Annotated in this window: 20 protein-coding genes; 14 read left to right on the top strand and 6 right to left on the bottom strand. The window is 67.5% G+C overall.

Features of this window, described 5'->3' with window-relative positions; all coding sequences use genetic code 11:
* The first annotated feature begins 43 nt into the window (after nt 1–43).
* The 3 genes from rplT to MNQ99_RS12395 all read left to right on the top strand — a co-directional run bounded on the left by rplT (nt 44) and on the right by MNQ99_RS12395 (nt 2,734).
* Nucleotides 44–730 carry a 50S ribosomal protein L20, sunset domain variant gene (gene rplT / locus MNQ99_RS12405; protein WP_241913141.1) on the top strand — a complete coding sequence of 229 codons (687 nt, stop codon included), beginning with the start codon at nt 44–46 and terminating at the stop codon, nt 728–730.
* A 45-nt stretch (nt 731–775) separates the two neighbouring features.
* Complete coding sequence (locus MNQ99_RS12400) at nt 776–1,702, top strand: TrmH family RNA methyltransferase (RefSeq protein ID WP_241913140.1); 927 nt, start codon at nt 776–778, stop codon at nt 1,700–1,702.
* Nucleotides 1,703–1,789: 87 nt separating this feature from the next.
* Nucleotides 1,790–2,734 carry a cation diffusion facilitator family transporter gene (locus tag MNQ99_RS12395; RefSeq protein ID WP_241913139.1) on the top strand — a complete coding sequence of 315 codons (945 nt, stop codon included), beginning with the start codon at nt 1,790–1,792 and terminating at the stop codon, nt 2,732–2,734.
* Nucleotides 2,735–2,788: 54 nt separating this feature from the next.
* On the opposite strand, the gene MNQ99_RS12390 is transcribed toward MNQ99_RS12395, so the two are convergent.
* Nucleotides 2,789–3,997 (bottom strand): MFS transporter, encoded by a 1,209-nt coding sequence (locus tag MNQ99_RS12390; RefSeq protein WP_127511689.1) that lies wholly within the window; start codon nt 3,995–3,997, stop codon nt 2,789–2,791.
* A gap of 228 nt (nt 3,998–4,225) precedes the next feature.
* On the opposite strand from MNQ99_RS12390, the gene MNQ99_RS12385 reads away from it, so the two are divergent.
* Nucleotides 4,226–4,663, top strand: a complete 438-nt coding sequence (locus MNQ99_RS12385; protein ID WP_241913138.1) for a (deoxy)nucleoside triphosphate pyrophosphohydrolase — start codon at nt 4,226–4,228, stop codon at nt 4,661–4,663.
* Nucleotides 4,664–4,709: 46 nt separating this feature from the next.
* On the opposite strand, the gene MNQ99_RS12380 is transcribed toward MNQ99_RS12385, so the two are convergent.
* The gene (locus MNQ99_RS12380; protein ID WP_241913137.1) at nt 4,710–6,818 is read right to left on the bottom strand and encodes an intein-containing Rv2578c family radical SAM protein; all 2,109 of its coding nucleotides are present in this window, start codon (nt 6,816–6,818) and stop codon (nt 4,710–4,712) included.
* A gap of 96 nt (nt 6,819–6,914) precedes the next feature.
* On the opposite strand from MNQ99_RS12380, the gene MNQ99_RS12375 reads away from it, so the two are divergent.
* Nucleotides 6,915–8,024: a DNA polymerase IV gene (locus tag MNQ99_RS12375; RefSeq protein WP_479683785.1), complete on the top strand. Its 1,110-nt coding sequence runs from the start codon at nt 6,915–6,917 to the stop codon at nt 8,022–8,024.
* A gap of 52 nt (nt 8,025–8,076) precedes the next feature.
* On the opposite strand, the gene MNQ99_RS12370 is transcribed toward MNQ99_RS12375, so the two are convergent.
* Nucleotides 8,077–8,529, bottom strand: a complete 453-nt coding sequence (locus MNQ99_RS12370) for an eCIS core domain-containing protein (RefSeq protein WP_127511686.1) — start codon at nt 8,527–8,529, stop codon at nt 8,077–8,079.
* A gap of 108 nt (nt 8,530–8,637) precedes the next feature.
* Here MNQ99_RS12370 and pheS point away from each other — a divergent pair, with 108 nt between their 5' ends.
* From pheS to MNQ99_RS12355, 3 genes are all read left to right on the top strand, one after another.
* Nucleotides 8,638–9,708, top strand: a complete 1,071-nt coding sequence (gene pheS / locus MNQ99_RS12365) for a phenylalanine--tRNA ligase subunit alpha (RefSeq protein ID WP_127511685.1) — start codon at nt 8,638–8,640, stop codon at nt 9,706–9,708.
* Between the two features lie 4 nt (nt 9,709–9,712).
* Entirely contained in the window at nt 9,713–12,256 is a 2,544-nt protein-coding gene (pheT, locus tag MNQ99_RS12360; RefSeq protein ID WP_241913136.1) for a phenylalanine--tRNA ligase subunit beta, read from the top strand.
* Nucleotides 12,257–12,339: 83 nt separating this feature from the next.
* The gene (locus MNQ99_RS12355; RefSeq protein ID WP_241913135.1) at nt 12,340–13,050 is read left to right on the top strand and encodes a 4'-phosphopantetheinyl transferase family protein; all 711 of its coding nucleotides are present in this window, start codon (nt 12,340–12,342) and stop codon (nt 13,048–13,050) included.
* Here MNQ99_RS12355 and MNQ99_RS12350 read toward each other — a convergent pair.
* The 3 genes from MNQ99_RS12350 to MNQ99_RS12340 all read right to left on the bottom strand — a co-directional run bounded on the left by MNQ99_RS12350 (nt 13,016) and on the right by MNQ99_RS12340 (nt 19,390).
* On the bottom strand, nt 13,016–14,404 hold the full coding sequence (locus MNQ99_RS12350) for a M1 family metallopeptidase (protein WP_241913134.1): 1,389 nt from the start codon (nt 14,402–14,404) through the stop codon (nt 13,016–13,018). The two genes, MNQ99_RS12355 and MNQ99_RS12350, sit on opposite strands and share 35 nt — an antisense overlap.
* Nucleotides 14,401–18,270 carry a Pls/PosA family non-ribosomal peptide synthetase gene (locus MNQ99_RS12345; RefSeq protein WP_241915359.1) on the bottom strand — a complete coding sequence of 1,290 codons (3,870 nt, stop codon included), beginning with the start codon at nt 18,268–18,270 and terminating at the stop codon, nt 14,401–14,403. The genes MNQ99_RS12350 and MNQ99_RS12345 overlap by 4 nt, the downstream gene beginning before the upstream one ends.
* A gap of 154 nt (nt 18,271–18,424) precedes the next feature.
* Complete coding sequence (locus tag MNQ99_RS12340; RefSeq protein ID WP_127511681.1) at nt 18,425–19,390, bottom strand: quinone oxidoreductase family protein; 966 nt, start codon at nt 19,388–19,390, stop codon at nt 18,425–18,427.
* Between the two features lie 187 nt (nt 19,391–19,577).
* Here MNQ99_RS12340 and argC point away from each other — a divergent pair, with 187 nt between their 5' ends.
* From argC to MNQ99_RS12310, 6 genes are read left to right on the top strand one after another with little or no spacing between them, the layout of a single operon-like run.
* The gene (gene argC / locus MNQ99_RS12335) at nt 19,578–20,609 is read left to right on the top strand and encodes an N-acetyl-gamma-glutamyl-phosphate reductase (RefSeq protein ID WP_127511680.1); all 1,032 of its coding nucleotides are present in this window, start codon (nt 19,578–19,580) and stop codon (nt 20,607–20,609) included.
* Nucleotides 20,606–21,757 carry a bifunctional glutamate N-acetyltransferase/amino-acid acetyltransferase ArgJ gene (gene argJ, locus MNQ99_RS12330; protein WP_241913133.1) on the top strand — a complete coding sequence of 384 codons (1,152 nt, stop codon included), beginning with the start codon at nt 20,606–20,608 and terminating at the stop codon, nt 21,755–21,757. The genes argC and argJ overlap by 4 nt, the downstream gene beginning before the upstream one ends.
* Nucleotides 21,758–21,763: 6 nt before the next feature.
* Nucleotides 21,764–22,675: an acetylglutamate kinase gene (gene argB, locus MNQ99_RS12325; protein ID WP_127511678.1), complete on the top strand. Its 912-nt coding sequence runs from the start codon at nt 21,764–21,766 to the stop codon at nt 22,673–22,675.
* Nucleotides 22,672–23,958, top strand: a complete 1,287-nt coding sequence (locus MNQ99_RS12320) for an acetylornithine transaminase (RefSeq protein WP_241913132.1) — start codon at nt 22,672–22,674, stop codon at nt 23,956–23,958. Before argB ends, MNQ99_RS12320 begins: the two co-directional genes overlap by 4 nt.
* The gene (gene argF / locus MNQ99_RS12315) at nt 23,955–24,914 is read left to right on the top strand and encodes an ornithine carbamoyltransferase (protein ID WP_241913131.1); all 960 of its coding nucleotides are present in this window, start codon (nt 23,955–23,957) and stop codon (nt 24,912–24,914) included. The genes MNQ99_RS12320 and argF overlap by 4 nt, the downstream gene beginning before the upstream one ends.
* A gap of 14 nt (nt 24,915–24,928) precedes the next feature.
* Complete coding sequence (locus MNQ99_RS12310) at nt 24,929–25,444, top strand: arginine repressor (protein ID WP_241915358.1); 516 nt, start codon at nt 24,929–24,931, stop codon at nt 25,442–25,444.
* Nucleotides 25,445–25,536 lie beyond the last annotated feature (92 nt).

Raw genomic sequence — 25,536 nt, 5'->3', positions numbered from 1 at the left:
GCGGTCGAACCACCGGGCACCAATCATCAAAAGGAGTACGCACGTGGCACGTGTGAAGCGGGCGGTCAACGCCCACAAGAAGCGCCGGGTTATCCTGGACCGGGCTGCCGGATACCGCGGACAGCGGTCCCGCCTGTACCGCAAGGCCAAGGAACAGCTGCTGCACTCGTTCGTGTACAGCTACGGCGACCGCCGCAAGCGTAAGGGCGACTTCCGCCGCCTGTGGATCCAGCGCATCAACGCTGCGTCCCGCGCCAACGGCCTGACCTACAACCGCCTCATCCAGGGCCTGAAGGCCGCCGAGGTGCAGGTCGACCGCCGCATGCTGGCCGAGCTGGCCGTCTCCGACGCCAACGCCTTCGCAGCACTGGTGAAGGTTGCCAAGGACGCACTGCCTGCCGACACGTCCGCTCCCGCCGAGCGTCCGGCCGCTGCTGCCAAGCCGGCTGCCAAGGCCAAGGCCACTCCGGCTGCCAAGGCTGCTCCTGCCGCCAAGGCCGCTCCCGCCGCTGAAGCCGGCGAAGTTGCCGGCGCCGTGAAGGCTGTTGACGGCGAGGACGCGCCCGCCGGTTACAGCATCAAGGGCAACCAGTCCAAGAAGTACCACGTTCCGGGTTCCACCTGGTACGAGAACACCACCCCGGTGTACTGGTTCGAGTCCGTCGAGGCCGCCAAGGCTGCCGGTTTCGAGCCCGCCGGCGGCGAAGCCCGCCAGAAGGTTGCCGAGTAAGTACCGGATGCATGAACCGCCAGATGGCGACGTTATAGTCGCTGTATGAGCATTACCGGGCGCCCGCAAGCTACGATCATGTCCAACCCCCGAGCAGATCGGGTCAAGGATGTGGCCAAGCTTGGCGGGCGCTCGGTGCGTTTAAAGCGCCGGCAATTCCTCGCCGAAGGCCCGCAGGCGGTCCGCGAGGCCTTGTCCGCCCACCGCGCGGACATTGCATCCGGAGGCGACGGGATCGTGGTCGAGGTCTTTGCTACCGAAGCCTGTCTGGACCGGTTGCCCGAACTGTTGGATCTGGCCGACGGCGTGCCGCTTCGGATGGCCACGGACGCAGTCCTCGCGGCCATGGCCGACACCGTCAACCCGCAAGGGATCGTGGCGGTCTGCCATTATCTGGACCGGCCGCTGAATGAAGTGTTGCAGGCCAAGCCGCTGCTGCTGGCCGTCATGGTCCGGGTACAGGATCCCGGCAATGCCGGAACCATCCTGCGGGCCGCAGACTCTGCGGGCGCCGACGCCGTCGTGCTGACCAACTCCAGCGTGGATATCTACAACCCCAAGGCTGTGCGTTCCACGGCTGGATCGCTCTTCCACCTGCCCGTGGTGACCGGGCACGACTTCGACGAGTTGGCCGCCGCCCTGCGGGCAGCCGGCCTGACCATGCTCGCAGCTGACGGGTACGGAACGATCGATTTGGACGATTTGCAGGACCGCAGCGCGCTGTCCCGTTTGGGGGAGGGGCCCGCAGCGGCGGACGACGGCGCTGCCCGCCTTCCGGATCTGGCGTCGCCAACTGCCTGGCTCTTTGGGAACGAAGCCCAGGGGCTGGCGTCGGAGGAGCTCGCTGCGGCGGACCACCGGGTGGCGGTGCCGGTCTACGGCCAGGCAGAGAGCCTCAACGTCGGCACCGCGGCCACGGTCTGCTTGTATGCGTCGGCAAGGTCGCAGCGACGGGGCAACCGGCCGGTCTAGCCACTCCCAAACGACCGGGGGCGGACGGTACCGTAAGAACCGCTGTGTGTGGACTATGACCGGCGCGGGCGACCTGGGAGGTTAGGGATGGCAGCCAACGGCGGAACCAAGGCGATCGTGGCGGCTCTGGCCGCCAATCTGACCATTGCCGCACTAAAATTCGTCGCGTATTTCCTGACCCTATCGTCTTCCATGTTGGCCGAGGCCATCCACTCGGTGGCTGACTCCGGCAACCAGATCCTGCTGCTGGTCGGCGGAAAACAAGCCGCACGTCAGGCCAGTCCCAGCCACCCGTTCGGTTACGGCCGAGACCGTTACATTTACGCGTTCATCGTTTCGATCGTGTTGTTCAGCGCCGGCGGATTATTCGCGCTGTACGAGGCCTACCATAAGTGGCAGGATCCGCATCCCATCGAAGGCTTCTGGTGGTGGGTCCCCTTGGCGGTCTTGGTTGGCGCGATCATCGCGGAATCCTTTTCGCTGCGCACTGCCATCAGGGAGTCGAACCCCTTACGCGGCAGCACCGGCTGGGTCGATTTCATCCGCCGGTCGAAGTCGCCTGAACTGCCGGTGATCCTGCTGGAAGACTTTGGCGCCCTCCTGGGGTTGGTGTTCGCCTTGTTCGGCGTCAGCCTGACCCTGCTGACCGGTAACGGTCTGTGGGACGCGGCAGGCACGGCCATGATCGGTTTGCTGCTGGTGGCCATCGCCGCCGTGCTCGCCATTGAGACCAAGTCCCTGCTGCTGGGCGAATCCGCCACGCGCCAGCATATCCGGCTCATCGAAGAAGCCATCGGCGCCGACAACGCGACCCAGGTCATTCACCTCAAGACCATGCATCTGGGGCCCGAGGAACTCCTTGTGGCGGCCAAGATCAGCGTGGGGCGAAGCGACTCAGGCCAAGAGATCGCCAGGTTGATCGATGAAGCCGAACAGCGCATCCGTGAAGCGGTGCCGATCGCCACCGTTATCTATCTGGAACCGGATATCTACCGGTCGGAGTCCGAGCGTCGCACAGCCCGCCAAACCTGATCGAGGCCGGATGCCCGATGGCACGGGTGTCGGTCAGGCCGGCTGCGGCCCGGCTCAGCGGATGACGCTGTGCCGCTTCTCGATCGCTCCGCTGACGGCGGCAATGGCGAGCCCCAAGGCCGCCAGTCCGGCGCCGACCAGGGCCGGGGCCGCGAAGCCCCAGCCCCAGGAGATCACCAGTCCGCCCAGGAAGGCACCCAGCGCGTTGGCCAGATTGAGGGCCGAATGGTTCAGCGAGGCAGCCAGAGTCTGCGCGTCAGGCGACGCATCCATCAGCCGGGTCTGCAGCGCGGGAATCAAGCTGGATCCCGCCACGCCCAGCAGGAAGACCAGCGGAACCGCGAGCATCGCAACGGAGGAGGCTGCCCAGAAGAGCACCAGAACGACGACGATGGCCGTCATGACCTGGTAGATGGTGCCCATCACGGACCGATCCGCCAACCGGCCGCCAATGAATGTGCCGACCACCATGCCCAAGCCATAGAGGCCGACGATCAGCGGCAGGGCAGCAGGGGCCAGGCCGGTGACTTCCGTCATGGTGGGACTGATGTAGGAGTAGACGGCGAAGAACCCGCCGAACCCGACCACGCCGATCAACAGCGCCAGCCACACATGGATCCGTTTCAACGCGCGGAGTTCGCGGCGGATGCCGGCTTCTTCATGTGCCGGGCTGAAGGGGACAAGGCGTTGGATCATCAGCACCGTCACGGCTCCGACGATGCCCACGGCCACGAACATCAGCCGCCATCCGTACTGCTGGCCCAGCCAAGTCACCAACGGCACGCCGACGACGTTGGCCACCGACAGGCCCAGCATCACCATGGCAACCGCTTGGGCGCGTCGGCCCGGGGACACCAGCGAGGCTGCAAGGACCGCGGCCACGCCAAAGTAGGCGCCGTGCGGCAGGCCGGAGATAAACCGGGTGACAAGCATGGTGGCGTAGTCAGGCGCGAGGACAGATGAAAGGTTCCCCAGCGTGAACAGGACCATCAGCCCCAGCACCAAATGCTTGTGCGGCAGCCGGGCTCCGAGACCGGCCAGCAGGGGCGCTCCGACCACCACGCCCAAGGCGTAGGCGGAGATCAGATGCCCGCTCTCCGGGATACTGATGTCCAGGCCTTGGGCCACGTTCTGGAGCAGGCCCATGATGGCAAATTCCGTGGTGCCGATGGCAAACCCGCCCATGGCCAGCGCAACGATGGCCCAGACCGTCCGGCGGTTGTCGGTCTGCGTCCGTGGGGCTGCCAGGGCGGCTGAATTCATCTGTCGGCTTTCTTTTGAGCTGCATCGGGTGCACGGGAAGGGGAATAGTCGCGCCGTTGCGGCGGGAGCGGCGGTATGCCGATGACCGCCGAACGCACCGGCAGTTACTGTACGGCAACACATCTGCGCGGTGTCCCATTCCGGCTGGGACAAAAATGTGGGCCGAGGCACAGCCATCTCCGGGCCGCGGGCAGGGACCAACCGGACCGTAGACTGGTCGGCGTGCACATGAGCCTGAAACAAATTGTCGGCGCGGCCATCCTCGATCACCGCGCAGCACCCGTCGGATTCCTCGCCGCCCGGCGCACGGCGCCGGAGTCGCTGGCCGGCCTGTGGGAGTTTCCCGGCGGCAAGGTGGAGCCGGGGGAGAGCTGCGAGGACGCCCTTCGGCGCGAAATCCGCGAGGAGCTCGGGGTGGAGATTGAGCTTGGCGCGGAGGTGGCCGGTCCGCTCGAGCAGGGCTGGCCGCTCAACGAAACGGCGGCCATGCGGGTGTGGTGTGCGTACATTACCGACGGCCGGCCGGAGCCGCTTGAAGACCACGACGAACTGCGCTGGGTCCGGCTGGAGGAGAGCGAAGCCACGTCATTGCCTTGGATTCCGGCCGACTTTCCGATTGTCGCGGCTGTCCTCAGGGCGGCCAAGGCGGTTAGCCGCCCCGCCTGACGAACTCCACAGCGCCTCCACGCGGCCCGGACCCGGTGCCGAACGGCTAGAACAACGTTGCCTGCCCACCCTCTGGCACTACCGCCGCGATCGTTCCTCCGTTCGGCCGAATGGAAGAAGCGTCTGCCTGCGGTGTGTTGACGTCGCGCAGCCGGGCTGCACTCTGCAAACCGTGCCGCCGCTTGGCTGCGCCCACCCGGGCGGCCAGCCAGCGCCGGTAATCCTTGGAGGCATACGTTCCGCCGTCGTAGAGGCGGCGGTAGCTGCCAACCAGTTGCGGATATTCCTTGGCCAGCCACTGCATGTACCATTCCCGGGCGCCGGGACGAAGATGCAGCGCGCCCGCCGTCATGCTGGTGGCACCGGCGGCGGCTACCGAGGCACACAGGTCGTCGAGCGCCTCTTCGGAATCCGTCAGCCAGGGCAGGATCGGCATCGCCATCACCGAACACGGCAGTCCGGCGTCGCTGAGCTTGGCGATCAGGTCCAGCCGCGCCCGCGGGGTTGGTGTTCCCGGCTCCACCCGGTGCGCCAAGCCGGCGTCGGTCATGGCCAGCGAGATACCCATGCCGACGTCGACGTCCTTTGCCGCCTCATGCAACAAGGGCAAATCGCGGGCCAGCAAGGTCCCTTTGGTCAGGATTGAAAACGGGGTGCCGGAATCGGCCAGGGCCCGGATGATCTCCGGCATCAGCTTGTACCGGCCTTCTGCCCGCTGATACGGGTCCGTGTTGGTACCCATGGCCACGTGGTCGTGCTTCCACGACGGCTTGGCGAGTTCCCGGCGCAGCACCTCACCGGCGTTGATCTTCACCACCAGCTGGCTGTCGAAGTCCAACCCGGTATCAAGACCAAGATAGCTGTGGGTGTTGCGGGCGAAGCAGTTGTGGCTGACGACACCATTAGCAATGAAGTCGCCCGTTCCCGTTGTGATGTCGAACATTTCTTGTTCTTGGCCGAGATCCTCGATCAAGACGATTCGGAGGTCTGCATCCGATTTCACCGCCAGCCCTTCGATCTTGAGCTTGCGGGAGATTGCCGGAGTTGTGGCGCCGAAAAAGCGTGTACGCATCTGGAGCCCTCCGACTACGCGGATTTGGGCGACGCCGTTCGCCCGGGCAGGCTCCCTAACGTGGGTGATTCCGAGAGCCGACATAGCGGCTTCGATGTGCGTGAGTATCTCCTGATTGGAGTTGCTGATCCGCAGCACTCCTCGAGAGCAACTGCCTTCAGCATCGAAGACTCCAGCCAGAAAGCCGGCGTTCCATGCGTCGCAGGGCTCAACTGGCCATTCAATGAGGCCTCTGATGGCGTCATAGTGGGCCGCACGGGAGGTATGAATCGCCGTCATTTGCTTCCGGGTATCGGTTTTCGTCCCGAAGGGGCGTTGGACGGTCGATATCCCTTCCTTCGCGAGATAGCCCCGCGTCCGTTCCAGTGCCTCTGAATCCGTGCGTGCTAAACGGAACATGCTGACGTTGTTCGGGGTGCCGCTGGCCCGTGTGTAGGTGCGCCGCAACAACATGGCGTCGCCACGAATCATTCCGGTGAGGTATCCGCGGCGGTAGGTTTCGCCTTGCTCTGGCCCGTAAGCCTCAAGCGCCAGCCCGCGGAAACCGAAACCCATGAGCTTGTTATGAGGCGTTAGATAGGGCCGTTGTTCTGCTCCCCACATCGCGCCTTGTACAAATTTCCATCCGCGATCGCTAAGGAAGCGGTGGTCGCCACTCGCCACAATTTGAGTACCATCTCCCAGCGTGAGCCGATAGGCGTGTTTGCGAGTGGGCCATTTAGCCTCCACCTGCGTCCTTGTATAGCGACGATAGCGGCCGCGGACTTCCGTCCCCATGACCTGATCGCCAACCATTATCTTGTGGAGCGCCTTTTGCCTGCCGTCCGCCATCAGGATCAGCGTGTCTGGATGCAGACAGTATGTGCACGCATGCGAGCAGCCCCGATACGGGTTGATGGTCCACGCGAAAGGCATCGCAGACTGGCTGGGAACCCGGCTGAGCGCGGACTTCGCCAGCACCTCGTGAAAGGTGATACCCGCGAACTCCGGCGTCTGCACACTGCGGACGAGGTTGCTCAGTTTGGCGAGCCCCGGCAACGCAGCGGGAGCCTCGGCGGTGACTAACTGTCCATCCCAGCGCATGTATTTATTAGAACACATCTTCGAATCGGTGCCCAGCCCTGGGGCGGGGGAGCCGATCCCTCGCGCGAATGGAGGGACAAGCTCGGTGGAGAACTAATGCCCGCCAAGGGATGGTTAGGGCAGACTGGTGCCGTGAGCGGAATCCGGTGGGTGCTGCACGTCGATCTCGACCAGTTCATCGCGGCCGTGGAAGTGCTCCGGCGGCCGGAGCTTAAGGGCAAGCCGATCATCGTCGGCGGTCGGGGCGACCCGACGGAACGAGCCGTCGTGTCGACCGCATCCTACGAAGCCAGGGCGTTTGGCGTGGGTTCCGGAATGCCCCTACGCGTTGCGGCCCGGAAGGTGCCGGAGGCCGTGATCCTGCCCGTCGATCATGAGGCGTACCTCGCGGCGTCTGAAACTGTGATGGCTACCTTGCGCGCGCAGCCCGGCGCCACCGTGCAGGTGCTGGGTTGGGACGAAGCCTTTGTGGGCACCGAGACAGAGAATCCGGAAGCTTACGCCCGGCAGGTGCAGGCAGCTGTTTTGGAGCGGACCCTATTGCACTGCAGCGTGGGCATCGGTGACACCCTGGTGAGGGCCAAGGTCGCTACCGGTTTCGGTAAGCCGGCCGGAGTCTTCCGTCTCACCGCCGGGAACTGGCTCGACGTCATGGGCAGCCGGCCAACCAAGGACCTGTGGGGCGTCGGCACCAAAGTGTCGGGCCGGCTGGCCAAACTCGGCATCGACACCGTCGCCGAGCTCGCCGCGACCGACCCCCAAGACCTGGTTCCGGAGTTCGGCCCGAGGATGGGTCCTTGGTACGCGGAGCTGGGGCGCGGGGATGGCGCCAGCGTTGTGGACGACACCCCGTGGATAGCCCGCGGACACAGCCGGGAGACCACCTTCCAGCACGATCTGACCGAGCCTGCCCAGGTGGACGGCGCCGTGAGGGAGCTGACGGCGCGAGTGCTTGAAGATGTTGTGGCGGAAGGGCGGCCCGTGGTTGGGCTGACCCTCAAGGTTCGGTATGCGCCGTTCATCACCAAGACCCACGCGAGGAAAATTCCCGAGACCTTCGACCGGAACGACATCCTCGCTCGGGCCTTGGACCTGTCAGGCGCGATCGAAGCGGGCCGTCCGATCCGGCTCCTCGGACTGCGGGCCGAAATGGCAATGCCCGACGATGCCCGCCAGGGACATACGCCGACGCGCGGCGGTTGGTGACGGTCTCGCGCCGCCGGTCCCGTAATGGGCCGGGGGCCGGGTGGGCCGGGGGTCAGAACACCGGAGTGGCTGGGTCACGGCGCCGGCCCGGACCCCGCCGGACCGTCCGTTCGATGTAGCCGCCGGCGCGCAGGCCCGCGTGCCGTTCGAAAAAGTTCCGCGACGCCGGATCGCCGGTCCGCCACACAGACCACAGTGCGGCACAGGCGTAGAGCGGCAGGAACGGCAGGCCGAGGCAGAGCGCGTATTGCGTGCTGTGGCGTGACTCATGGGCCAGCAGCAGCGGGTTGTCTGCCGAGCCGGAGGCCGTCCGGCGGAGGAGCACCACATTGCCCACCGTAAATGCAGGGGCCTTGGGTAGCCTGGGCCGGTAGCCGTGGGCCAGGATCAGGCCCTTCGGGCCGCGGGCCAGGCTGCAGCGCGCCGCCGCGGCGAGGCCCAGTCCGGCCAGCGTGGAGCCGTTGAGCAGGTTCCAGCCGGCACGCAGCTTCTCTAACGGCGTCATGGGCCCATCGTAGGCGTTTCGGGCCGGTGCCTGCCGGTGAACTAGACTGGTGTGGTTGCCCGTGCGCGGGCAGAAACCCTTTAACCTATTCCGAGGTCCCAACAGCACATGTCTGACGTGACACCCCCAGCCCAGGAGCAGCTCGTGCCGAGCCCGCTCGATGAAGCGGCGGTCGCCGCCGCCGTCGAGCAGGCGATGATGGCTTTCAAGGCCGCCTCAGACCTGGACGAACTCAAGACAGCCCGTCTCGCCCATGTCGGCGAGAAGTCCCCGCTGAGCCTGGCCAACCGAGAAATCGGCAAGCTGGCCAAAGAAGACAAAGCGGCCGCCGGCAAGATCATTGGCCCGGCCCGCGGACGTATCAACCAGGCGCTGGCTGCCCGCACCGCGGAGCTGGAAGCCGAGCGGGAAGCGCAGATCCTGGTCGAGGAAGCCGTGGATGTCACCGCGGCTCCGCGCCGCCGTCGTGCCGGTGCCCGGCATCCGCTCTCCACGCTGCAGGAGCGGGTCAGCGACATCTTCGTGGGCATGGGCTGGGAGATCGCCGAAGGCCCGGAAGTTGAATCCGAGTGGTTCAACTTCGACGCCCTGAACTTCAAGCCGGACCACCCGGCGCGCGAGATGCAGGACACGTTCTTTGTGGAGCCGCCGGAAGCACACTTGGTGCTGCGCACCCACACCTCTCCGGTGCAGGTCCGTTCCATGCTGGAACGGGATCTGCCCGTGTACGTGCTCTGCCCGGGCCGGACCTTCCGCACGGATGAGCTGGACGCCACCCATACGCCGGTGTTCCACCAGTTCGAGGGCCTGGCTGTGGACAAGGGCCTGACCATGGCCGACCTGCGCGGCACCCTGGAACACTTCTCCCGGCAGATGTTCGGCGCCGAGGCGAAAATCCGGCTGCGTCCGGCGTACTTCCCGTTCACCGAGCCCTCCGCCGAGATGGACATCTGGCACCCGGGCGCCAAGGGCGGACCGCGCTGGATCGAGTGGGGCGGCTGCGGCATGGTCAACCCGAACGTGCTGCGCGCCGCCGGCATCGATCCGGAGGTCTACTCCGGCTTCGCCTTCGGCATGGGCATTGAACGCACGCTCATGTTCCGCAACGACGTCCCGGACATGCACGACATGATCGAAGGCGACGTCCGCTTCAGCCAGCACTTCGGGATGGAGATCTAGAAGAATGCGTATTCCCCTTTCCTGGCTGCGCGAGTACGCGCAGGTTCCCGTTGACGCAACCGCCGAGGACGTCATGGCCGACCTCGTCACGGTTGGCCTCGAAGAAGAGGACGTCCACCGTCCGTCCGACTCGGTCTCCGGGCCGATCGTGGTGGGACAGGTCCTGGATGTGGTCAAGGAACCGCAGACCAACGGCAAGACCATCAACTGGTGCCACGTCCGCGTGGTGCCGGAGGGCGCCGAACAGACGCTCACCGGCGACGGGATCGACCCGTCCGGCGTGCAGGGCATTGTCTGCGGCGCCCACAACTTCGAGGCCGGTGACAAGGTCGTGGTGACGCTGCCCGGCGCCGTCCTGCCCGGAGACTTCCGGATCACGCCGCGCAAGACCTACGGCCACACCTCCGCCGGCATGATCGCCTCTGCCCGCGAACTCGGCATCGGCGACGACCATGACGGCATCATTGTGCTCTCCCGGCTTGGCCTCGACCCGGAAATCGGCGCGGACGCGATGGAACTGCTCGGCCTGACCGACGAGGCTGCCGAGATCAACGTGACGCCTGACCGCGGCTATTGCTTCTCCATCCGCGGTGTGGCCCGCGAATACGCGCTCGCCACCGGCACCTCTTTCACCGATCCGGCTGCGCAGGTCGAGGTTGCCGCCGCGAGCGGCGAGGGCTACCGCGTCCGGCTCGAAGACCAGGCCCCGGTTTACGGCAAACCCGGCTGCGACCGGTTCGTGGCGCGCGCGGTGCGCGGCGTCGATGCCTCGCGCCCCACCCCGCAGTGGATGGCCTCGCGGCTGCGTCTGGCGGGCATGCGCTCCATCTCCCTGGTGGTGGACATCTCCAACTACGTGATGCTGGAACTGGGCCAGCCGCTGCACTTCTACGACGTGGACAAGCTGCAGGGGCCCATTGTGGTCCGTCGGGCCAATCCGGGGGAGACCTTGGTGACCCTGGACGGCAAGGAGCGCAAGCTCTCCACCGAGGACCTGCTGATCACCGACGACCGCGGCGCCGTCGGGCTGGCCGGCGTGATGGGCGGCACGGAAACCGAAGTCGGGGACGGCACCACCAACGTGCTCATCGAGTCCGCCCACTTCGACGACGTCTCCATGGGCCGCACCCGGCGCCGGCACAAGCTGCCGTCGGAGGCATCCAAGCGCAACGAGCGCGGCGTTGACTGGGAAGTGGCGGATGAGGCGGCGCAGCGTGCCGTGGACCTGCTGGTCGAACTCGCCGGCGGCACCGCCGACACCACCGCAACGGACGCCGGAACGCGCCCCGTACCGATGGTGATCGACCTGCCCGACGGATTCGCCTCCCGCCTGATCGGCTTCGACTACAGCGCGGAGCAGATCGAAACAGCCCTGACCGGGATCGGTGCGTCGATCGAACAGTACGACGGCGGGCTGCGCGTCACGGCGCCGAGCTGGCGTCCCGATCTGGCCATCAAGGAAGATCTGGTCGAGGAGATCGCCCGGCTGGTGGGCTATGACCGGATTCCGGCCACCCTTCCGGTGGCGCCGCCGGGCCGCGGCCTGACCAGGGGCCAGCAGCAGCGCCGCCGCGTGCTGCAGTCGCTGGCCGACGCGGGCCTGACTGAAGTGCTCAACTACCCGTTCGTCTCCACGGAGCAGAACACAACCTTCGGCGCACCCCACACCGGCACCGAGGTCGCCGCCGTCAAGCTGGCGAACCCGATCTCGGCCGAGTTCGGCTACCTGCGCACCAGCCTGCTCCCCGGTCTGCTGGAGACCGCCCGCCGCAACCATTCCCGTGGATTCCGCGATCTGGCGTTGTACGAAGGCGGCCTGGTGTTCCTGCCCGGCGAGAAGATCGGGTCTGAAGTGCTGCCGCCGCTGGGCGTCAAGCCGTCCGAGGAGGTGCTGGAGGAGTTGTTCGCCGGCATCCCCGAGCAGCCCTGGCACGTGGGAGCCGTCCTGACCGGTCACGAGGCCGCGCCGGGCGCCGGATTCACCCCGCGCGCATGGGAATGGTCCGACGCGGTGGATGCGGCACTGACCGTCGGCGACATCCTCGGCGTCGAACTCGTGGTCGCCCAGGGCGAGCACCAGGCCTTCCACCCCGGCCGCACCGCACAGCTCTCCCTGCGCACGGGCGAGGTGGTCGGCTACGCCGGCGAACTGCATCCGAAGCTGCTGGCGGACCTGGACCTGCCGGCGCGTACCGCCGCCATGGAACTGAACGGCGAGGCTCTCTTCGAGGCCGCCGCGGATGTGATCGTGGCCAAGCCGCTGTCCACCTTCCCGCTCTCCACCCAGGACGTGGCCCTGGTGGTGGACTCGTCGGTTCCGGCCGAAGCGGTCCGCGAGGCACTGCGTGAAGGCGCCGGTGAACTGCTGGAGGACATCGCGCTGTTCGACGTGTACTCCGGCACCGGAATCGAGCCCGGCAAGAAATCGCTGGCCTTCGGGCTGAGGTTCCGCGCGGACGACCGCACACTGACCGCTGATGAGGCGTCCGCGGCACGGGCACAAGGCGTGGAGCTGGCGGCGGCCCGCTGCGGCGCCGTCCAGCGGTGACCGGCTACTGAAGTGAATAACGACGGCGGGGCCCACCGACCCAGGTGGGCCCCGCCGTCGTGGGGGAAAGGGAAAAGGAACGCATGAAGGCCCAGGTGATACTGCAGTTGGTGCAACTGCAGGACGGGTTCGCGGCTGACGGCGGGCCGGACCGGCGTCCCAGCATCCGCACGCGCACCCGAGAAGCCGTCCGGCTGCTGGCGGCGCAGGAACTGAATGTTGACGCCGACCGGATGCGGCTCTCGTTTGACTGCCGCAACTGCCAGCGCGGGAACGATGGCCGGCACGGCCAGCCGCAGCTGCTGCTGGACGGTGCTCCGGCGGCCGCCCGCCTGAGCTACGCACGGTCCGGGCGCTGGCTGCTGGCCGCGCTGTCCTTCCGCCCCGTGCTGCTCGGGGTCGACATCGAGGATGCAGCGGATGACGCTTTCCGGCCCGAGGACAATATCGACGCCGTCATGCTCACCGCCTCCGAGCGGCCGCTGGTGGAGCAGGCGGTCGATCCGCGCCGGCTGCGGGCGCAGCTATGGACCAGGAAAGAGGCGGTGCTGAAGTCCACCGGCCACGGGCTGCGGCTGTCGCCGGACACGATCGGCGTCGCCGGTGCCGACGGCGAACCGCGGCTCTCCAGCTGGCCCGGCGAAGCAGGGGACCGTCCGGGCTTGCAACTGCTGGACCTGGCCTTGACGGACGCCGGTGCGGCCGTGCCGCCGGGTCTCGCCGCGGCACTGGCCGTCGGCGGATCCGCCGACCCGAAAATCACCTACCGGGAAATCGTGGTAGTCCAAGGCTGAACAGCCAGGGCGCCAGCAATTTCTCTGCCGGCTGTCCGCCGCTGCCCCATTCCGCATCGGCCAGTGTGAGAAACGCCGTGGTGTTCACCGAACCATGCGCGTTCTCGGTGCACCAGCGGCGCAGCAGCCGGAAGAACGTGTCGTCGCCCACGGCCAGGCGAAGGGCATGCAAGGCCAGTGCCCCGCGCTTGTACACGCGGTCGTCGAACATCTGCTCCGGCCCCGGGTCGCCCACGCGGATGTCCTGCGGAAGTCCCGAGAGCCTGCCCCAGGCAGCCTGGGCCCGTTCACCGGCAGTGGCCAATCCGGAGTCCTCGGACCAGATCCACTCCGCGTAGCAGGCGAAGCCCTCGTGCAGCCAAATATCCTGCCAGCGGGCCGCGGTCAGCGAGTTCCCGAACCACTGGTGCGAGAGCTCGTGCGCTATCAGCCGCTGCGACTCCCACCCCGTGTCCAGATGGTTGCGTCCGATAATGGACAGCGATTGCGCCTCGAGTGGTATCTCAAGCTCGTCGTCGGCCACCACCACGGTGTACCGGTCAAACGGGTACGGGCCAAAACGGTGGACGAATACTTCCATCATGTGTTGCTGGTCGGCCAGGGCTGCTGCCGCCGCATCCCGCAACGTGAAGGGGGCGGCGGCAAACTGCGGGACGCTGGCACCGCTGTGGGATCCCTGCCCGGCCGCCGGGCCCACCAAGTCGTGCAGGGCATAGCGTCCCACCTGGATGGTAGCCAGATAGGTTGCCATTGGGCGGGCCATCACGTACTCCCACGTTTCCCGGCTGGCCTTCTTCGTATGAGACACCAGCTCGCCGTTGGCAACGGCACGGTAGCCGGCATCGGTGGTGAAGCTGATCCGGTAGCTGGATTTTTGGCTGGGATGGTCGTTGCAGGGGAACCACGTCGGCGCCCCGTTCGGCTGCCCGGCAACCATGACGCCGTCGGTCAGTTCTTCCCAGCCCACCTCGCCCCATGCGGATCGGCGAGGCCGCGGCGTTCCGGCGTAACGGATGTTGATGCTCAAGGTCGCACTGGCGGGCAGCTCCTGGTTCAGGTCGAGGAGCAGCTTGCCGTTCCGCTGCGTGCACTTGGCCGGACGTTGCCCGTTGACACTGACCTTGGCAGCCTGCAGGCCCACCAGATCCAGCTCCAGCCGGGCGGTGGATGTGAGGGTCCGACCCGTCAGCACGGCACGACCGGAGAGCCTGTTTGCCGCCAACCTGCACTCAAGCTCGAGGTCGTAGTGGTCCACCGCGAACGCGGCGCTGCCGCTGCCCGGCGTGTAGGCATCCGGTATGGCCGGGATCCGGCCCGGCGCTGTCGTTTGTGTGTTTTGCGCAGAAGGAGTCATGAGGCGTCAACAGTCCAGGGTCGTACGGGGTTGCCCATCCAGTAGCTGGCTGCGGGAACGGTTTCCCCGCGCATGACCAGCGATGCCGGGCCCACGGTGGCTCCCTCGGCAAGGGAGGCGGCCGGAAGGATGACTCCGTGCGGACCCATGGTGGAACCTGCCGCCAGCTTCACGGTATCAATGTTCATGATGCGGTCGTGGAACAGGTGGGTCTGGACGACGCAGCCGCGGTTGACCGTGGAACCGTCGCCGAGGGTGACCAGGTCCGCTTCGGGCAACCAGTAGCTTTCGCACCAGACGCCGTGGCCGATGGTGGCACCGAGGCCGCGCAGCCACCACACCAGGGCAGGCGTTCCGGAGGCAGCGCGTCCGAACCACGGGGCGCTGACCATCTCCACGAAGGTGTCGACGACTTCGTTACGCCAGATAAACGAGCTCCACAGCGGATGTTCGCCCGCCCGGATCCGCCCCACCAGCAGCCATTTCGCCAGCACGGAACTGCCGGCGGCCGCGGCGCCCGCCGCCATCATCACCACGCCGCCGAGCAGCGCCGTGGGTAGATAGCCGATGGAGGCGGCCAGGAAATCGAACGCGGCCAGCACACACAGCGCCAGTGCGCCCGTCACGGCGACCGGCACGAACCGGCACAGCTCCCACAAACTCCGCGCCAGCTTAAGCCGCAGCGGGGGCGCAAAGGTCCGGCTCAGGTCGGCTTCCACGGCGGTGCGGCGCAGGCGCACCGGCGGGCTGCCGAGCCACGAGGAGCCGGCCTTGGCCTTGGCGGGTGTGGCGGACAGTACCGCCACCAGGGCGTTCTTCGGCACCTTCCGCCCCGGCGCAGTCATGCCCGAATTGCCCAGGAAGGAGCGCTTGCCGAGCTTGGCCGGGGCGATCTTCATCCACCCTCCACCGAGTTCATAGGAGGCGACCATCGTGTCATCGGCCAGGAAGGCACCTTCTCCGATGGTGGTCATTTTCGGTAAGAGCAGCACCGTGGAGGCCTCCACATTGCGTCCCACCTTGGCGCCGAGCAGGCGCAGCCAGACCGGGGTGAACAAGCTGGCATAGATGGGGAAGAGGATATCGCGGGCCATATCAAGGGTGCGTTCAACCGCCCAGACACGCCAGCCCACGAAGCTGCGCACCCGGTGGTGCCCCTCGGTAATGCCGAGGGAAAGCACCCGTACCGTCCCCGCGATCAACAGCAGGTTGGTCAGGAACCACACCAGCGCGGCGGCCGGCACAGCGGCCAGCAGGGGCAGGAAGGCATCGGCCAAGCTGGTCCGGCCGGAGAGCAGCGGCAGCACGACGGCGATGCCGGCGGCCGCCCCCGCAAATGGAATCAGGGCTATCACGGCGGAAGCCAGCATGGTCCAGAGGCCCCATAGCGGCGCGGATCTGGCCGGCGGATCAGGCCACAGCTGCTTGGCCCGGCCGGTGCGCACGGCCGGCGATCCGGAAACGTTGGTGCCGGCCCTGACCCGTCCCGTGACGGCGGAGCCGGGGGCCACGGTGGCGCCGTCGCCGATCCTGGCGCCGGGCATCAAGGTGCTGCGCGCGGCGACGACCGCCCCGGCGCCGATGTGCACCGCTCCGAGGTGCAGCTGGTCGCCGTCGAGCCACCAGCCGGAGAGATCCACTTCCGGTTCAACGGAAGCACCGGCGCCCACCGTGAGCCATCCGGTCACCGGTGGCACGGAGTGCAGGGTGGCGTCCGGGGCGATCCGGGCGCCGAGGGCCCGGGCGTAGTACGGGACCAGAGGCGCGCTGGCCAACGAAACGGCCGAAGCGGTGTCGGCGATTTGTTCCGCCAGCCACAGCCGCAGATGCACCCGGCCGGACCGCGGATAGCTGCCCGGTCCAACCCGCCTCAGCAGCAGCCTGGCTGCCAGCACCGCGATAGCCATCCGCCCCGGCGGGGAGACAAACACCGCCCAGCTGGCCGCAACCCACCACCACGACACCGTCGGGGCTGCGGTGAGAATGCCGAGGATGGACAGCACGTTGTTCAGGGTCATCAGGTAGGTCAGCCAGCGCATGCCGGCCAGGACCATCAGCGGAACGCCCATCAACGTCTGAAAAATCTGGGACCTGCGCCGGGTCCGTCGCACCGTGCGCTCTTGAGGCCGCGCCGGTACGCCATCGGGAATGGAGCTTCGCGCAGCCTCGATCAGGGCGCCGAAGCGCGGGTGGGCGTAGATTTCCGCCACCGCAATCGTCGGGTACCGGTTCCGCAGGCGGGAAACGAGCTGCGCGGCGGCCAGGGATCCGCCGCCGAGGGCGAAGAAATCGGCATCGAGACTTGCCACCGGAGTACCCAGCACAGCCGTCCACTGTTCGGCAATCCATTCGGCATCCGGCTCAAGATCGAGCGTCCCGGCGTCGCTGCCGTCCGTGGCGCCGGTGAGCGGCCACGGCAACGCATTGCGGTCCACCTTGCCGCTGGTCTTGGTCGGCAGCGTGTCCACCACGGTGAGCAGGGGGATCAACGGTGCCGGAAGCGTGTCCGCCAACTGGAGGCGGGCGGCCACGAGATCGTAGTCCGGCTCGGCAGCCAGGTATCCGACCAGGAGTTGGTTGCCGGCGGCCGTGGTCTTCACGGCGGCGGCGCCGCCCCCGACACCGGGCAGCGCCTGCAGCGCGGCGTCGACTTCGCCGAGTTCGATCCGGCGTCCACCCAGCTTGACCTGTTCATCCGCCCGGCCCACGAAGAGCAGGCCATCGGGCTCGTACGTCACCAGGTCCCCGCTGCGGTAGGCCCGCTGCCAGCCCAAACTCGGCATCGGAGCGTATTTCTCCGCGTCCTTGGCCGGATCCAGGTAGCGGGCCAGGCCGACGCCGCCAATGATGAGTTCGCCGGTTCCGCCCGGCGGCACGGGAGTGCCCTCGCCGTCGACCACGGCGAGGTCCCAGCCGTCCAGCGGCAGGCCGATTTGCACCGGCCCGCTGCCCGTCAGCGGGGCGGCACAGGCCACCACCGTGGCTTCGGTCGGACCGTAGGTGTTCCACACTTCCCGGTCCGGAACCGCCAACCGCTGTGCCAGTTCGGGCGGGCACGCCTCGCCGCCGAAGATCAGCAGCCGCACATTCTCCAGCGCTTCGGCCGGCCACAGCGCGGCCAGCGTCGGGACGGTGGATACAACGGTGATGTTGCGGCTCAGCAACCAGGGGCCCAAGTCCATGCCGCTGCGTACCAAAGCCCGCGGGGCCGGAACCAGGCAGGCGCCGTGCCGCCAGGCCAGCCACATTTCTTCGCACGATGCATCGAAGGCCACCGACAGCCCGGCCAGGACCCGGTCTTGTGGCCCCAGGGGCTCCTGCTGAAGGAACAACCGGGCCTCGGCGTCGACAAAAGCTGCGGCGGACCGGTGGGTTACTGCCACTCCCTTGGGAGTCCCGGTGGAACCCGACGTGAAGATCACCCAGGCGTCGTCGTCGAGGGTGGCAGCGCGGGGCGCCGGAAAGGGTGCAATGAGGCCCGGGGCGGTGCTCACGTCGCCGTCGCTCAGGATGCCGGCGACCTTGGCCTCGCCGAAGACGAGATCCGCACGCTCTTGGGGATCATCGGCATCCACCGGAACGTAGGCGGCGCCGATGGCGAGGACAGCGAGGATGCCGACGTAGAGCTCTGTGGTGCCGGAGGAGATCCTGATCCCAACCTTGTGCCCGGCGCCCAAGCCGGCCGCCCGCAGCTCGTCGGCCTTGGCCTCCACCGCGGTCCGCAGCTGCGCGTAGCTTAAGGACTGTCTCCCGTCGTCGAGCGCTGGCGCGTCGGCATGTGCTTCGGCGCTGGCGCGCAACACATCGATCAGGGTGCGGGGATCGGGCGTCAGTGCTGCGCCAGATAGCTGGGGCTGGTAAACCATCACCGGCCGATCTTCCTCGCCGAAGGTGAACGCTGGATGAATTTTTCACGCCCCAAGCCCCGGATGCGGGCAACATCACGGTTCGGCGGCCCTGTCTGCTTCGGCGGCCCGTCGGCCCAGTGCGGCAGACAGCCCGGCGGCGGCTCCCGCGTCCTTACGGAACCAACAGCAGCTTGCCGGTGGTGCGGCGGGCCTGCAAGTCTTCGTGTGCCTGCGCGGCCTCGGCCAAGGGGTATTTGCGGCCCACCCGGGGGTTCAGCTGGCCGGACACTACGGCGTCGAACAATTCGCTGGAGCGCCAGCGCCGTTCCTGCGGGGAGAGCAGGTGGTCCTTCAGCTTGGGGCGGGTGACGAAGAGCGACCCGCCTTGGTTGAGCCGCTGCAGATCGAACGGCGGCACCTGACCGGACGCGCCGCCGAAGAGCACCAGCATGCCGCGGGTGCGCAGGCTGGCCAGCGATCCGTCGAAGGTGTTCTTGCCGACGCCGTCGTAGACCACGTCCACGCCGGTGCCGCCGGTCAGTTCGCGCACCTGCCGTTCGAATCCGTCGTAGCGCAGAACTTCATCCGCGCCGGCGCTGCGGGCCAGCTCCTCCTTTTCGTCGGTGGATACCGTGGTGATCACCCGGGCGCCCTTGGCCTTGAGTAATTGCGTCAGGATCAGGCCCACACCGCCGGCACCGGCGTGGGTGAGCACCGTCTGGCCCGGCTGGACCTTGAAGCTGGAGTTGACGAGGTAATGCGCGGTCATGCCCTGCAGCGGGATGGCGGCAGCGACGTCGTTGTCCACCGCCTCGGGCACCGGAAGGGCGGCCTCGGCGGATACCACGGTGTACTCGGCATAGGTACGCGCGCCTTCGGCGAAGGCCACGCGGTCTCCGGCCGTGAACTCCTCGACGCCGTCGCCGACGGCTTCCACCGTGCCCGCGGCCTCGGCGCCGGGAGTGTAGGGGAAGCCGACGTCGTAGACGCCGCTGCGCTCGTAGGTGTCAATGAAGTTCACGCCGGCTGCGGCCACCTTAACCAGCAGCTGGCCCGGGCCCGGTTGCGGAACCTCGACGTCCTGCAGTTGCAGAACCTCCGGGCCGCCGGGAGCGGCAGCTACGATTGCCTTGGCCATCTCGGGTCTCCTTAACACTCGGGGGAATCGTTGCCGGCGGCTAGACTGGGTCGCGGACCGGCCGGCTCTGATTACATCGTAGGCGTTGGCCCGCGCCCCTCCACCACCTGCGACGCTGCGCGGCTGCACAAGCCGTCAGTGCATAATTATCCTGTCTTGTGAATACTTTTGCTGTATGCTGGTCGTCATGACGATTAAGGTTGCAGTGTCCGGTGCCAGCGGTTACGCAGGCGGCGAGGTTCTCCGCCTGCTGGCCGGCCATCCCGACGTCTCGATCGGGGCGATTACCGCGCATAGCAACGCGGGCTCGCGGCTGGGCGGGCTGCAGCCGCACCTGCATTCGCTGGCGGACAGGGTCTTGGTTGACACCACGGTGGAGAACCTGGCCGGGCACGACGTGGTGTTCCTGGCCCTCCCGCACGGTGCCAGTGCGGAGATTGCGGCCGCGCTGCCGGCGGACACGCTGGTGGTGGACGCCGGTGCGGACCACCGGCTGGTGGATCCGATGGCCTGGGAGAAGTTCTACGGTTCGGCCCATGCGGGCAGCTGGCCCTACGGCCTGCCGGAACTTCCCGGCCACAGGGACAAGCTGCGGGGAGCCCGCCGGATCGCCGTCCCGGGCTGCTATCCCACCAGTTCGCTGCTGGCGCTGACACCCGGCTTTGCCGCCGGGCTGCTGGAGCCCCAGGACGTGGTGATCGTTGCCGCCTCCGGTACATCCGGTGCGGGCAAAGCCGCCAAGGTGAACCTGATTGGCTCCGAAGTCATGGGAGGCATGAGCCCCTATGGCGTCGGCGGCGGCCACCGGCACACCCCGGAAATCGAACAGGGGCTGTCGGCAGCCGCCGGCGAATCGGTCACGATCTCCTTCACCCCGACGCTGGCGCCGATGAGCCGCGGCATCCTGACCACGGCCACCGCACGGGTCAAGCCGGGCACGGACACCGCCCAGCTGCGCGCTGCCTGGGCGTCCGCCTATGCCGACGAGCCGTTCGTGCACCTGCTGCCCGAAGGCCAGTGGCCGCACACCAAGTCCGTGCAGGGCAGCAACCACGCCGCCCTGCAGCTGGCCTTCGACGAGCACGCCGGCCGCGTTGTCGCCACCTGCGCCATCGACAACCTCACCAAGGGAACAGCCGGCGGCGCCATCCAGTCCATGAACATTGCCCTCGGTCTCGAGGAGACCGCCGGCCTGACCCTGCAGGGGATTGCACCGTGAGCGTTACCGTACCCAAAGGATTCCGCGCCGCCGCCGCCACCGCCGGCCTGAAAGACTCCGGCAAGCCCGACGTCGCCCTGGTTGTCAATGACGGACCGCAGCAGGCGGCGGCTGCCGTCTTCACCTCGAACCGGGTGGCTGCCGCACCGGTGCACTGGTCGCGGCAAGCGATCAGCGATGGCCGGGCCGACGCCGTCGTGCTCAATTCCGGCGGCGCCAACGCCTGCACCGGCGCCGAGGGCTTCCAGAACACCCACGCCACCGCCGAGAAAACCGCCGCCCTGCTCGGCATCTCCGCGGGCGACGTGGTGGTGTGCTCCACCGGACTGATCGGCGAGCAGCTGCCGATGGACAAGCTGCTGCCCGGCGTCGAAGCCGCGGCAGCTGCCTTGTCCGACGACGGCGGAGCCGCCGCGGCCGGGGCGATCATGACCACCGACACCGTGCCGAAGCAGGCGGTGTTCGCCGGCGGCGGCTACAGCATCGGCGGCATGGCCAAGGGCGCCGGCATGCTGGCCCCGGGCCTGGCCACCATGCTGGTGGTCATCACCACCGACGCCGAACTGGCGCCGGCGGCGCTGCAGGCGGCCCTGCGCGAGGCAACCCGGGTGACCTTTGACCGGACCGACTCGGACGGCTGCATGTCCACGAATGACACCGTGGTGCTGCTGTCTTCGGGCGCTTCCGGCGTGGTTCTCGGGATCGAAGACTTCACGGCTGCCCTGACCGGAGTATGTGCAGACTTGGCCCGGCAGCTGATCACCGATGCCGAGGGCGCCAGCCACGACATCGCCGTGACCACGATCAACGCAGCTTCCGAGCGGGACGCGGAAACGGTCAGCCGGGCGGTGGCCCGCTCCAACCTGTTCAAGACGGCCATTTTCGGCAACGACCCGAACTGGGGCCGGGTGCTCTCCGCGGTGGGCACCACCGATGCCGTCTTCGAGCCGGACCAGCTGAACGTCAGCATGAACGGCGTGCCGGTTTGCCGCAACGGGGGTGTGGGCGAGTCCCGCGACCTGGTGGACCTGGGCAGCCGCGACGTGACCGTGGTGATCGACCTGCAGGCGGGCCGCGAGAGCGCAACCATCTGGACCAACGACCTCACGCACGAGTACGTGCATGAGAACTCCGCCTACTCCAGCTGAGGATTGATGAAGAACACAATGCTGATGGCCCAGGACAAGGCCGCCACGCTGATCGAGGCGCTGCCCTGGATCCAACGGTTCGCCGGCACCACCATGGTGATCAAGTACGGCGGCAACGCGATGGTCAACGACGAACTGCGGCAGGCATTCGCCGAGGACATTGTCTTCCTCCACCACGCGGGCATCAAGCCGGTGGTGGTCCACGGCGGCGGACCGCAGATCAATGCCATGCTCTCCCGGCTCGGCATCGAATCGGAGTTCAAGGGCGGACTGCGGGTCACCACTCCCGAAGCCATGGACGTGGTGCGCATGGTGCTCACCGGACAAGTGGGCCGGGAACTGGTGGGCCTGATCAATTCGCACGGGCCGTACGCCGTGGGACTTTCCGGTGAGGACGGCGGGCTGCTGCAGGCGGTGCGCACCGGCACCGTGGTGGACGGCGAGGAGGTAGATCTGGGACTGGTGGGCGAAGTGGTTGGCGTCAATCCTTCGGCCATCCTGGATCTGCTCGACGCCGGCCGGATCCCGGTGATCTCCACCGTGGCGCCGGAAATCGGCGGCGACGGCGAGGGCACCAACCAGGTGCTCAACGTCAATGCGGATTCCGCGGCCGCTGCGGTCGCTGATGCCCTGCACGCCTCGCGGCTGGTGATCCTCACCGACGTCGAGGGCCTGTATGCGAACTGGCCGGACAAGTCCTCGTTGATATCGTCGCTGACGGCGGGGGAACTGCGCGGGCTGCTGCCGGGGCTGCAGTCCGGCATGATTCCCAAGATGGAAGCCTGCCTGAAGGCGGTCGACGGGGGAGTGGAGCGGGCCGCCGTCGTCGATGGCAGGATGCCGCACTCCATCCTGCTGGAAATTTTCACCGCAGCCGGCATCGGCACCCAGATTGTTCCGGACGGAGACGAATCATGAACACGGCCCATGCAGTGTCCACGGCGGCCGGCTTGGCCGGCCTGGAGGGACTGGACAGCAAACAGTTGCTGGAGAAGTATCGCGAATCGCTGATGGGTGTTTTCGGGACCCCGCAGCGCGTGCTGGTGCGCGGCAAAGGCTGCACCGTCTGGGATGCCGATGGCAAGGAATACCTGGACCTGCTCGGCGGCATCGCGGTGAACGCGCTCGGTCATGCCGACGAGTTTTTGACCGGGATCGTGGCCGACCAGCTGTCCACCCTCGGCCATGTCTCGAACTTCTTCACCAGTCCGGCACAGATCGCGCTGGCCGAGCGGCTGTTGGAGCTGGCCGGCGCTCCGGCCGGCTCCAAGGTGTTCTTCGCCAACTCCGGCACCGAAGCCAACGAAGCAGCGTTTAAGCTGGCTCGGCGCAACTCCAGTCCCACGCGGACCAAGATCATTGCCCTGGAGGGCGCCTTTCATGGCCGCACCATGGGTGCTTTGGCGCTGACGGCCAAGCAGGCCTACCGCGAACCCTTCGAACCGATGCCGGGCGGCGTTATCCACCTTCCCTTCGGCGATGAGGACGCACTGCGTGCCGCCGTCGATGAGACGGTGGCCGCCGTCGTGCTGGAACCGATCCAGGGCGAGGTGGGCGTCCGGCCGCTGCCGGAGGGGTTTCTGTTGGCCGCCCGGGAAGCCACCACGGCTGCCGGCGCGCTGCTGATTCTCGACGAGGTGCAGTCTGGCGTCGGCCGGACCGGCAACTGGTTCGCGTTCCAAGGCAACGTGGCCGGCGGCGAACGGATCCTTCCCGACGCCATCACCCTGGCCAAGGGCCTGGGCAGCGGCCTCCCGGTCGGCGCACTGCTGACCTTCGGTGCGGAGACTTCGAACCTCTTGACCGCTGGCCAGCACGGCACTACCTTCGGCGGCAACCCGGTGGCCACGGCGGCCGGGCTGGCTACTCTGCACGCCATCGAGTCCCGCGGGCTGCTGGCCCACGTCTCGGCGCTCGGGGAAAGGCTGCGCGAGCAGCTGGCCGGCATCGACCACGTGGTGGAGGTCCGCGGCGAGGGCCTGCTGATCGGGTTCGACCTGGACTGCGACATGGCCGCCGCCGCCGTGGAGGCCGCACTGGACGCCGGCTTCATCATCAACAGCCCCGGTCCGCGCACGCTGCGGCTGGCCCCGCCACTGATCCTGACCGCCGAGCAGGCCGCCCGGTTCACCGCCGCGCTGCCGGACATCCTGACCACCGCAGCCGCACGCACCGCCGCCACCAGCAAGGACGCCTCATGACCCGCCACTTCCTCAAGGACACCGACCTCAGCCCGGCCGAGCAGGCCGAAGTGCTGCAGCTGGCCGCGGAGATGAAGCAGTTCCCGTACCGCTATCAGCCGTTCGCCGGCGACGGGGCCGGCCGGAAGACCGTGGCCGTCATCTTCGACAAGACCTCGACGCGCACCCGGGTGTCCTTCGCCAGCGGGATCTCCGATCTGGGTGGTGTCCCGCTGATCATCAATCCCGGCGAATCCCAGCTGGGACACAAGGAATCCGTATCCGACACCATCAAGGTGATGGAGCGGATGGTCTCCACGGTGGTCTGGCGGACCTATGCCCACTCAGGGCTGGAGGAGATGGCTGCCCTGTCCCGAGTGCCGGTGATCAACTCGCTGTCCGACGATTACCACCCCTGCCAGCTGCTGGCGGACCTGCTGACCGTCCAGGAACACAAAGGCAAGCTGGCCGGACTCACCATGGCCTACCTGGGCGATGCCGCCAACAACATGGCCAACTCGTACCTGCTCGCCGGTGTTACCGCCGGCATGCATGTGCGGATCGGCGGACCGGAAGGCTACCTGCCGGCGCAGTCCGTGGTGGCCGAAGCCGAAGCCAGGGCCACCGAAACCGGCGGATCCGTACTGGTCACCTCGGATCCGGCACAGGCGCTGGCCGGGGCCGATGTGGTCGCCACAGACACCTGGGTCTCGATGGGACAGGAAGACGAGAAGGCGCAGCGGCTGGAGCTGTTCAAGGACTACGCGGTGGACCAAGCCGCCCTGGATCGGGCCGCCGGCGATGCCATCGTGCTGCACTGCCTGCCGGCCTACCGCGGCTATGAGATTTCTGCCGAAGTGATCGACGGCCCGCAATCGGTGGTCTGGGACGAAGCCGAAAACCGGTTGCACGCACAGAAGGCGCTGATGGCATGGCTGATGGACAAGTCGTCGCTGGCACCGTTGGCCAGGGTTTGAAGGCGGACCAGGCCATGAACACCATGCCGGCCACCAAGACCGCCCGCCAGGCCAAGATCACCGCGATCCTGACGGGCGAGTCGGTGCGCTCGCAGGCCGAACTGGCGGCCCGGCTGGCGGACGAAGGGGTGCAGGTCACCCAAGCCACGCTCTCCCGCGACTTGGTGGAACTGGGCGCGGTGCGGGTGCGCGGCCAGGACGGCGGGCTGATCTACGCGGTGCCCAGCGAGGGCGGCGAACGAGCGCCACAGAGCGGGGTCACCCAGGAGATCCTGGACGCCCGGCTGGCTCGGCTGTGCGCGGATTTGCTGGTGACGGCCGAAGCCTCCGCCAACCTGGTGGTGCTGCGTACGCCGCCGGGTGCGGCCAACTTCCTGGCGCTGGCCATCGATCATTCGGTCATGCCGTCGGTCCTGGGCACCATCGCGGGAGACGACACGGTCCTGCTGGTGACGCGGGACCCGACCGGCGGCGCCGCCCTCGCGACACGGTTCCTGCAGTTCGCCGACGACTCGTCGCGCAACGCCTGAACGCAATAACCTAAACGCAAAGCAACGGCCGCCGCCACGGTGGCAAGCCAACTCCGCCGGCCGGCACGGCAGCGCGCGGAACCGTCACCAGG

Origin of the sequence: Arthrobacter sulfonylureivorans (assembly GCF_022637435.1) — a bacterium.
Classification (GTDB): domain Bacteria; phylum Actinomycetota; class Actinomycetes; order Actinomycetales; family Micrococcaceae; genus Crystallibacter; species Crystallibacter sulfonylureivorans.
The sequence above is the reverse complement of the archived record's forward strand: the minus strand, read 5'-3'. Positions and strand labels throughout refer to the sequence as shown.

What these genes read in the sequence shown, in the direction of transcription:
- MNQ99_RS12400 (WP_241913140.1), top strand. Translation starts at nt 776, where the DNA reads ATGAGCATTACCGGGCGCCCGCAAGCTACGATCATGTCCAACCCCCGA.
- MNQ99_RS12395 (WP_241913139.1), top strand. Translation starts at nt 1,790, where the DNA reads ATGGCAGCCAACGGCGGAACCAAGGCGATCGTGGCGGCTCTGGCCGCC.
- MNQ99_RS12390 (WP_127511689.1), bottom strand. Translation starts at nt 3,997, where the DNA reads ATGAATTCAGCCGCCCTGGCAGCCCCACGGACGCAGACCGACAACCGC.
- MNQ99_RS12385 (WP_241913138.1), top strand. Translation starts at nt 4,226, where the DNA reads ATGAGCCTGAAACAAATTGTCGGCGCGGCCATCCTCGATCACCGCGCA.
- MNQ99_RS12380 (WP_241913137.1), bottom strand. Translation starts at nt 6,818, where the DNA reads ATGCGCTGGGATGGACAGTTAGTCACCGCCGAGGCTCCCGCTGCGTTG.
- MNQ99_RS12375 (WP_479683785.1), top strand. Translation starts at nt 6,915, where the DNA reads ATGCCCGCCAAGGGATGGTTAGGGCAGACTGGTGCCGTGAGCGGAATC.
- MNQ99_RS12370 (WP_127511686.1), bottom strand. Translation starts at nt 8,529, where the DNA reads ATGACGCCGTTAGAGAAGCTGCGTGCCGGCTGGAACCTGCTCAACGGC.
- pheS (WP_127511685.1), top strand. Translation starts at nt 8,638, where the DNA reads ATGTCTGACGTGACACCCCCAGCCCAGGAGCAGCTCGTGCCGAGCCCG.
- pheT (WP_241913136.1), top strand. Translation starts at nt 9,713, where the DNA reads ATGCGTATTCCCCTTTCCTGGCTGCGCGAGTACGCGCAGGTTCCCGTT.
- MNQ99_RS12355 (WP_241913135.1), top strand. Translation starts at nt 12,340, where the DNA reads ATGAAGGCCCAGGTGATACTGCAGTTGGTGCAACTGCAGGACGGGTTC.
- MNQ99_RS12350 (WP_241913134.1), bottom strand. Translation starts at nt 14,404, where the DNA reads ATGACTCCTTCTGCGCAAAACACACAAACGACAGCGCCGGGCCGGATC.
- MNQ99_RS12345 (WP_241915359.1), bottom strand. Translation starts at nt 18,270, where the DNA reads ATGGTTTACCAGCCCCAGCTATCTGGCGCAGCACTGACGCCCGATCCC.
- MNQ99_RS12340 (WP_127511681.1), bottom strand. Translation starts at nt 19,390, where the DNA reads ATGGCCAAGGCAATCGTAGCTGCCGCTCCCGGCGGCCCGGAGGTTCTG.
- argC (WP_127511680.1), top strand. Translation starts at nt 19,578, where the DNA reads ATGACGATTAAGGTTGCAGTGTCCGGTGCCAGCGGTTACGCAGGCGGC.
- argB (WP_127511678.1), top strand. Translation starts at nt 21,764, where the DNA reads ATGAAGAACACAATGCTGATGGCCCAGGACAAGGCCGCCACGCTGATC.
- MNQ99_RS12320 (WP_241913132.1), top strand. Translation starts at nt 22,672, where the DNA reads ATGAACACGGCCCATGCAGTGTCCACGGCGGCCGGCTTGGCCGGCCTG.
- argF (WP_241913131.1), top strand. Translation starts at nt 23,955, where the DNA reads ATGACCCGCCACTTCCTCAAGGACACCGACCTCAGCCCGGCCGAGCAG.
- MNQ99_RS12310 (WP_241915358.1), top strand. Translation starts at nt 24,929, where the DNA reads ATGAACACCATGCCGGCCACCAAGACCGCCCGCCAGGCCAAGATCACC.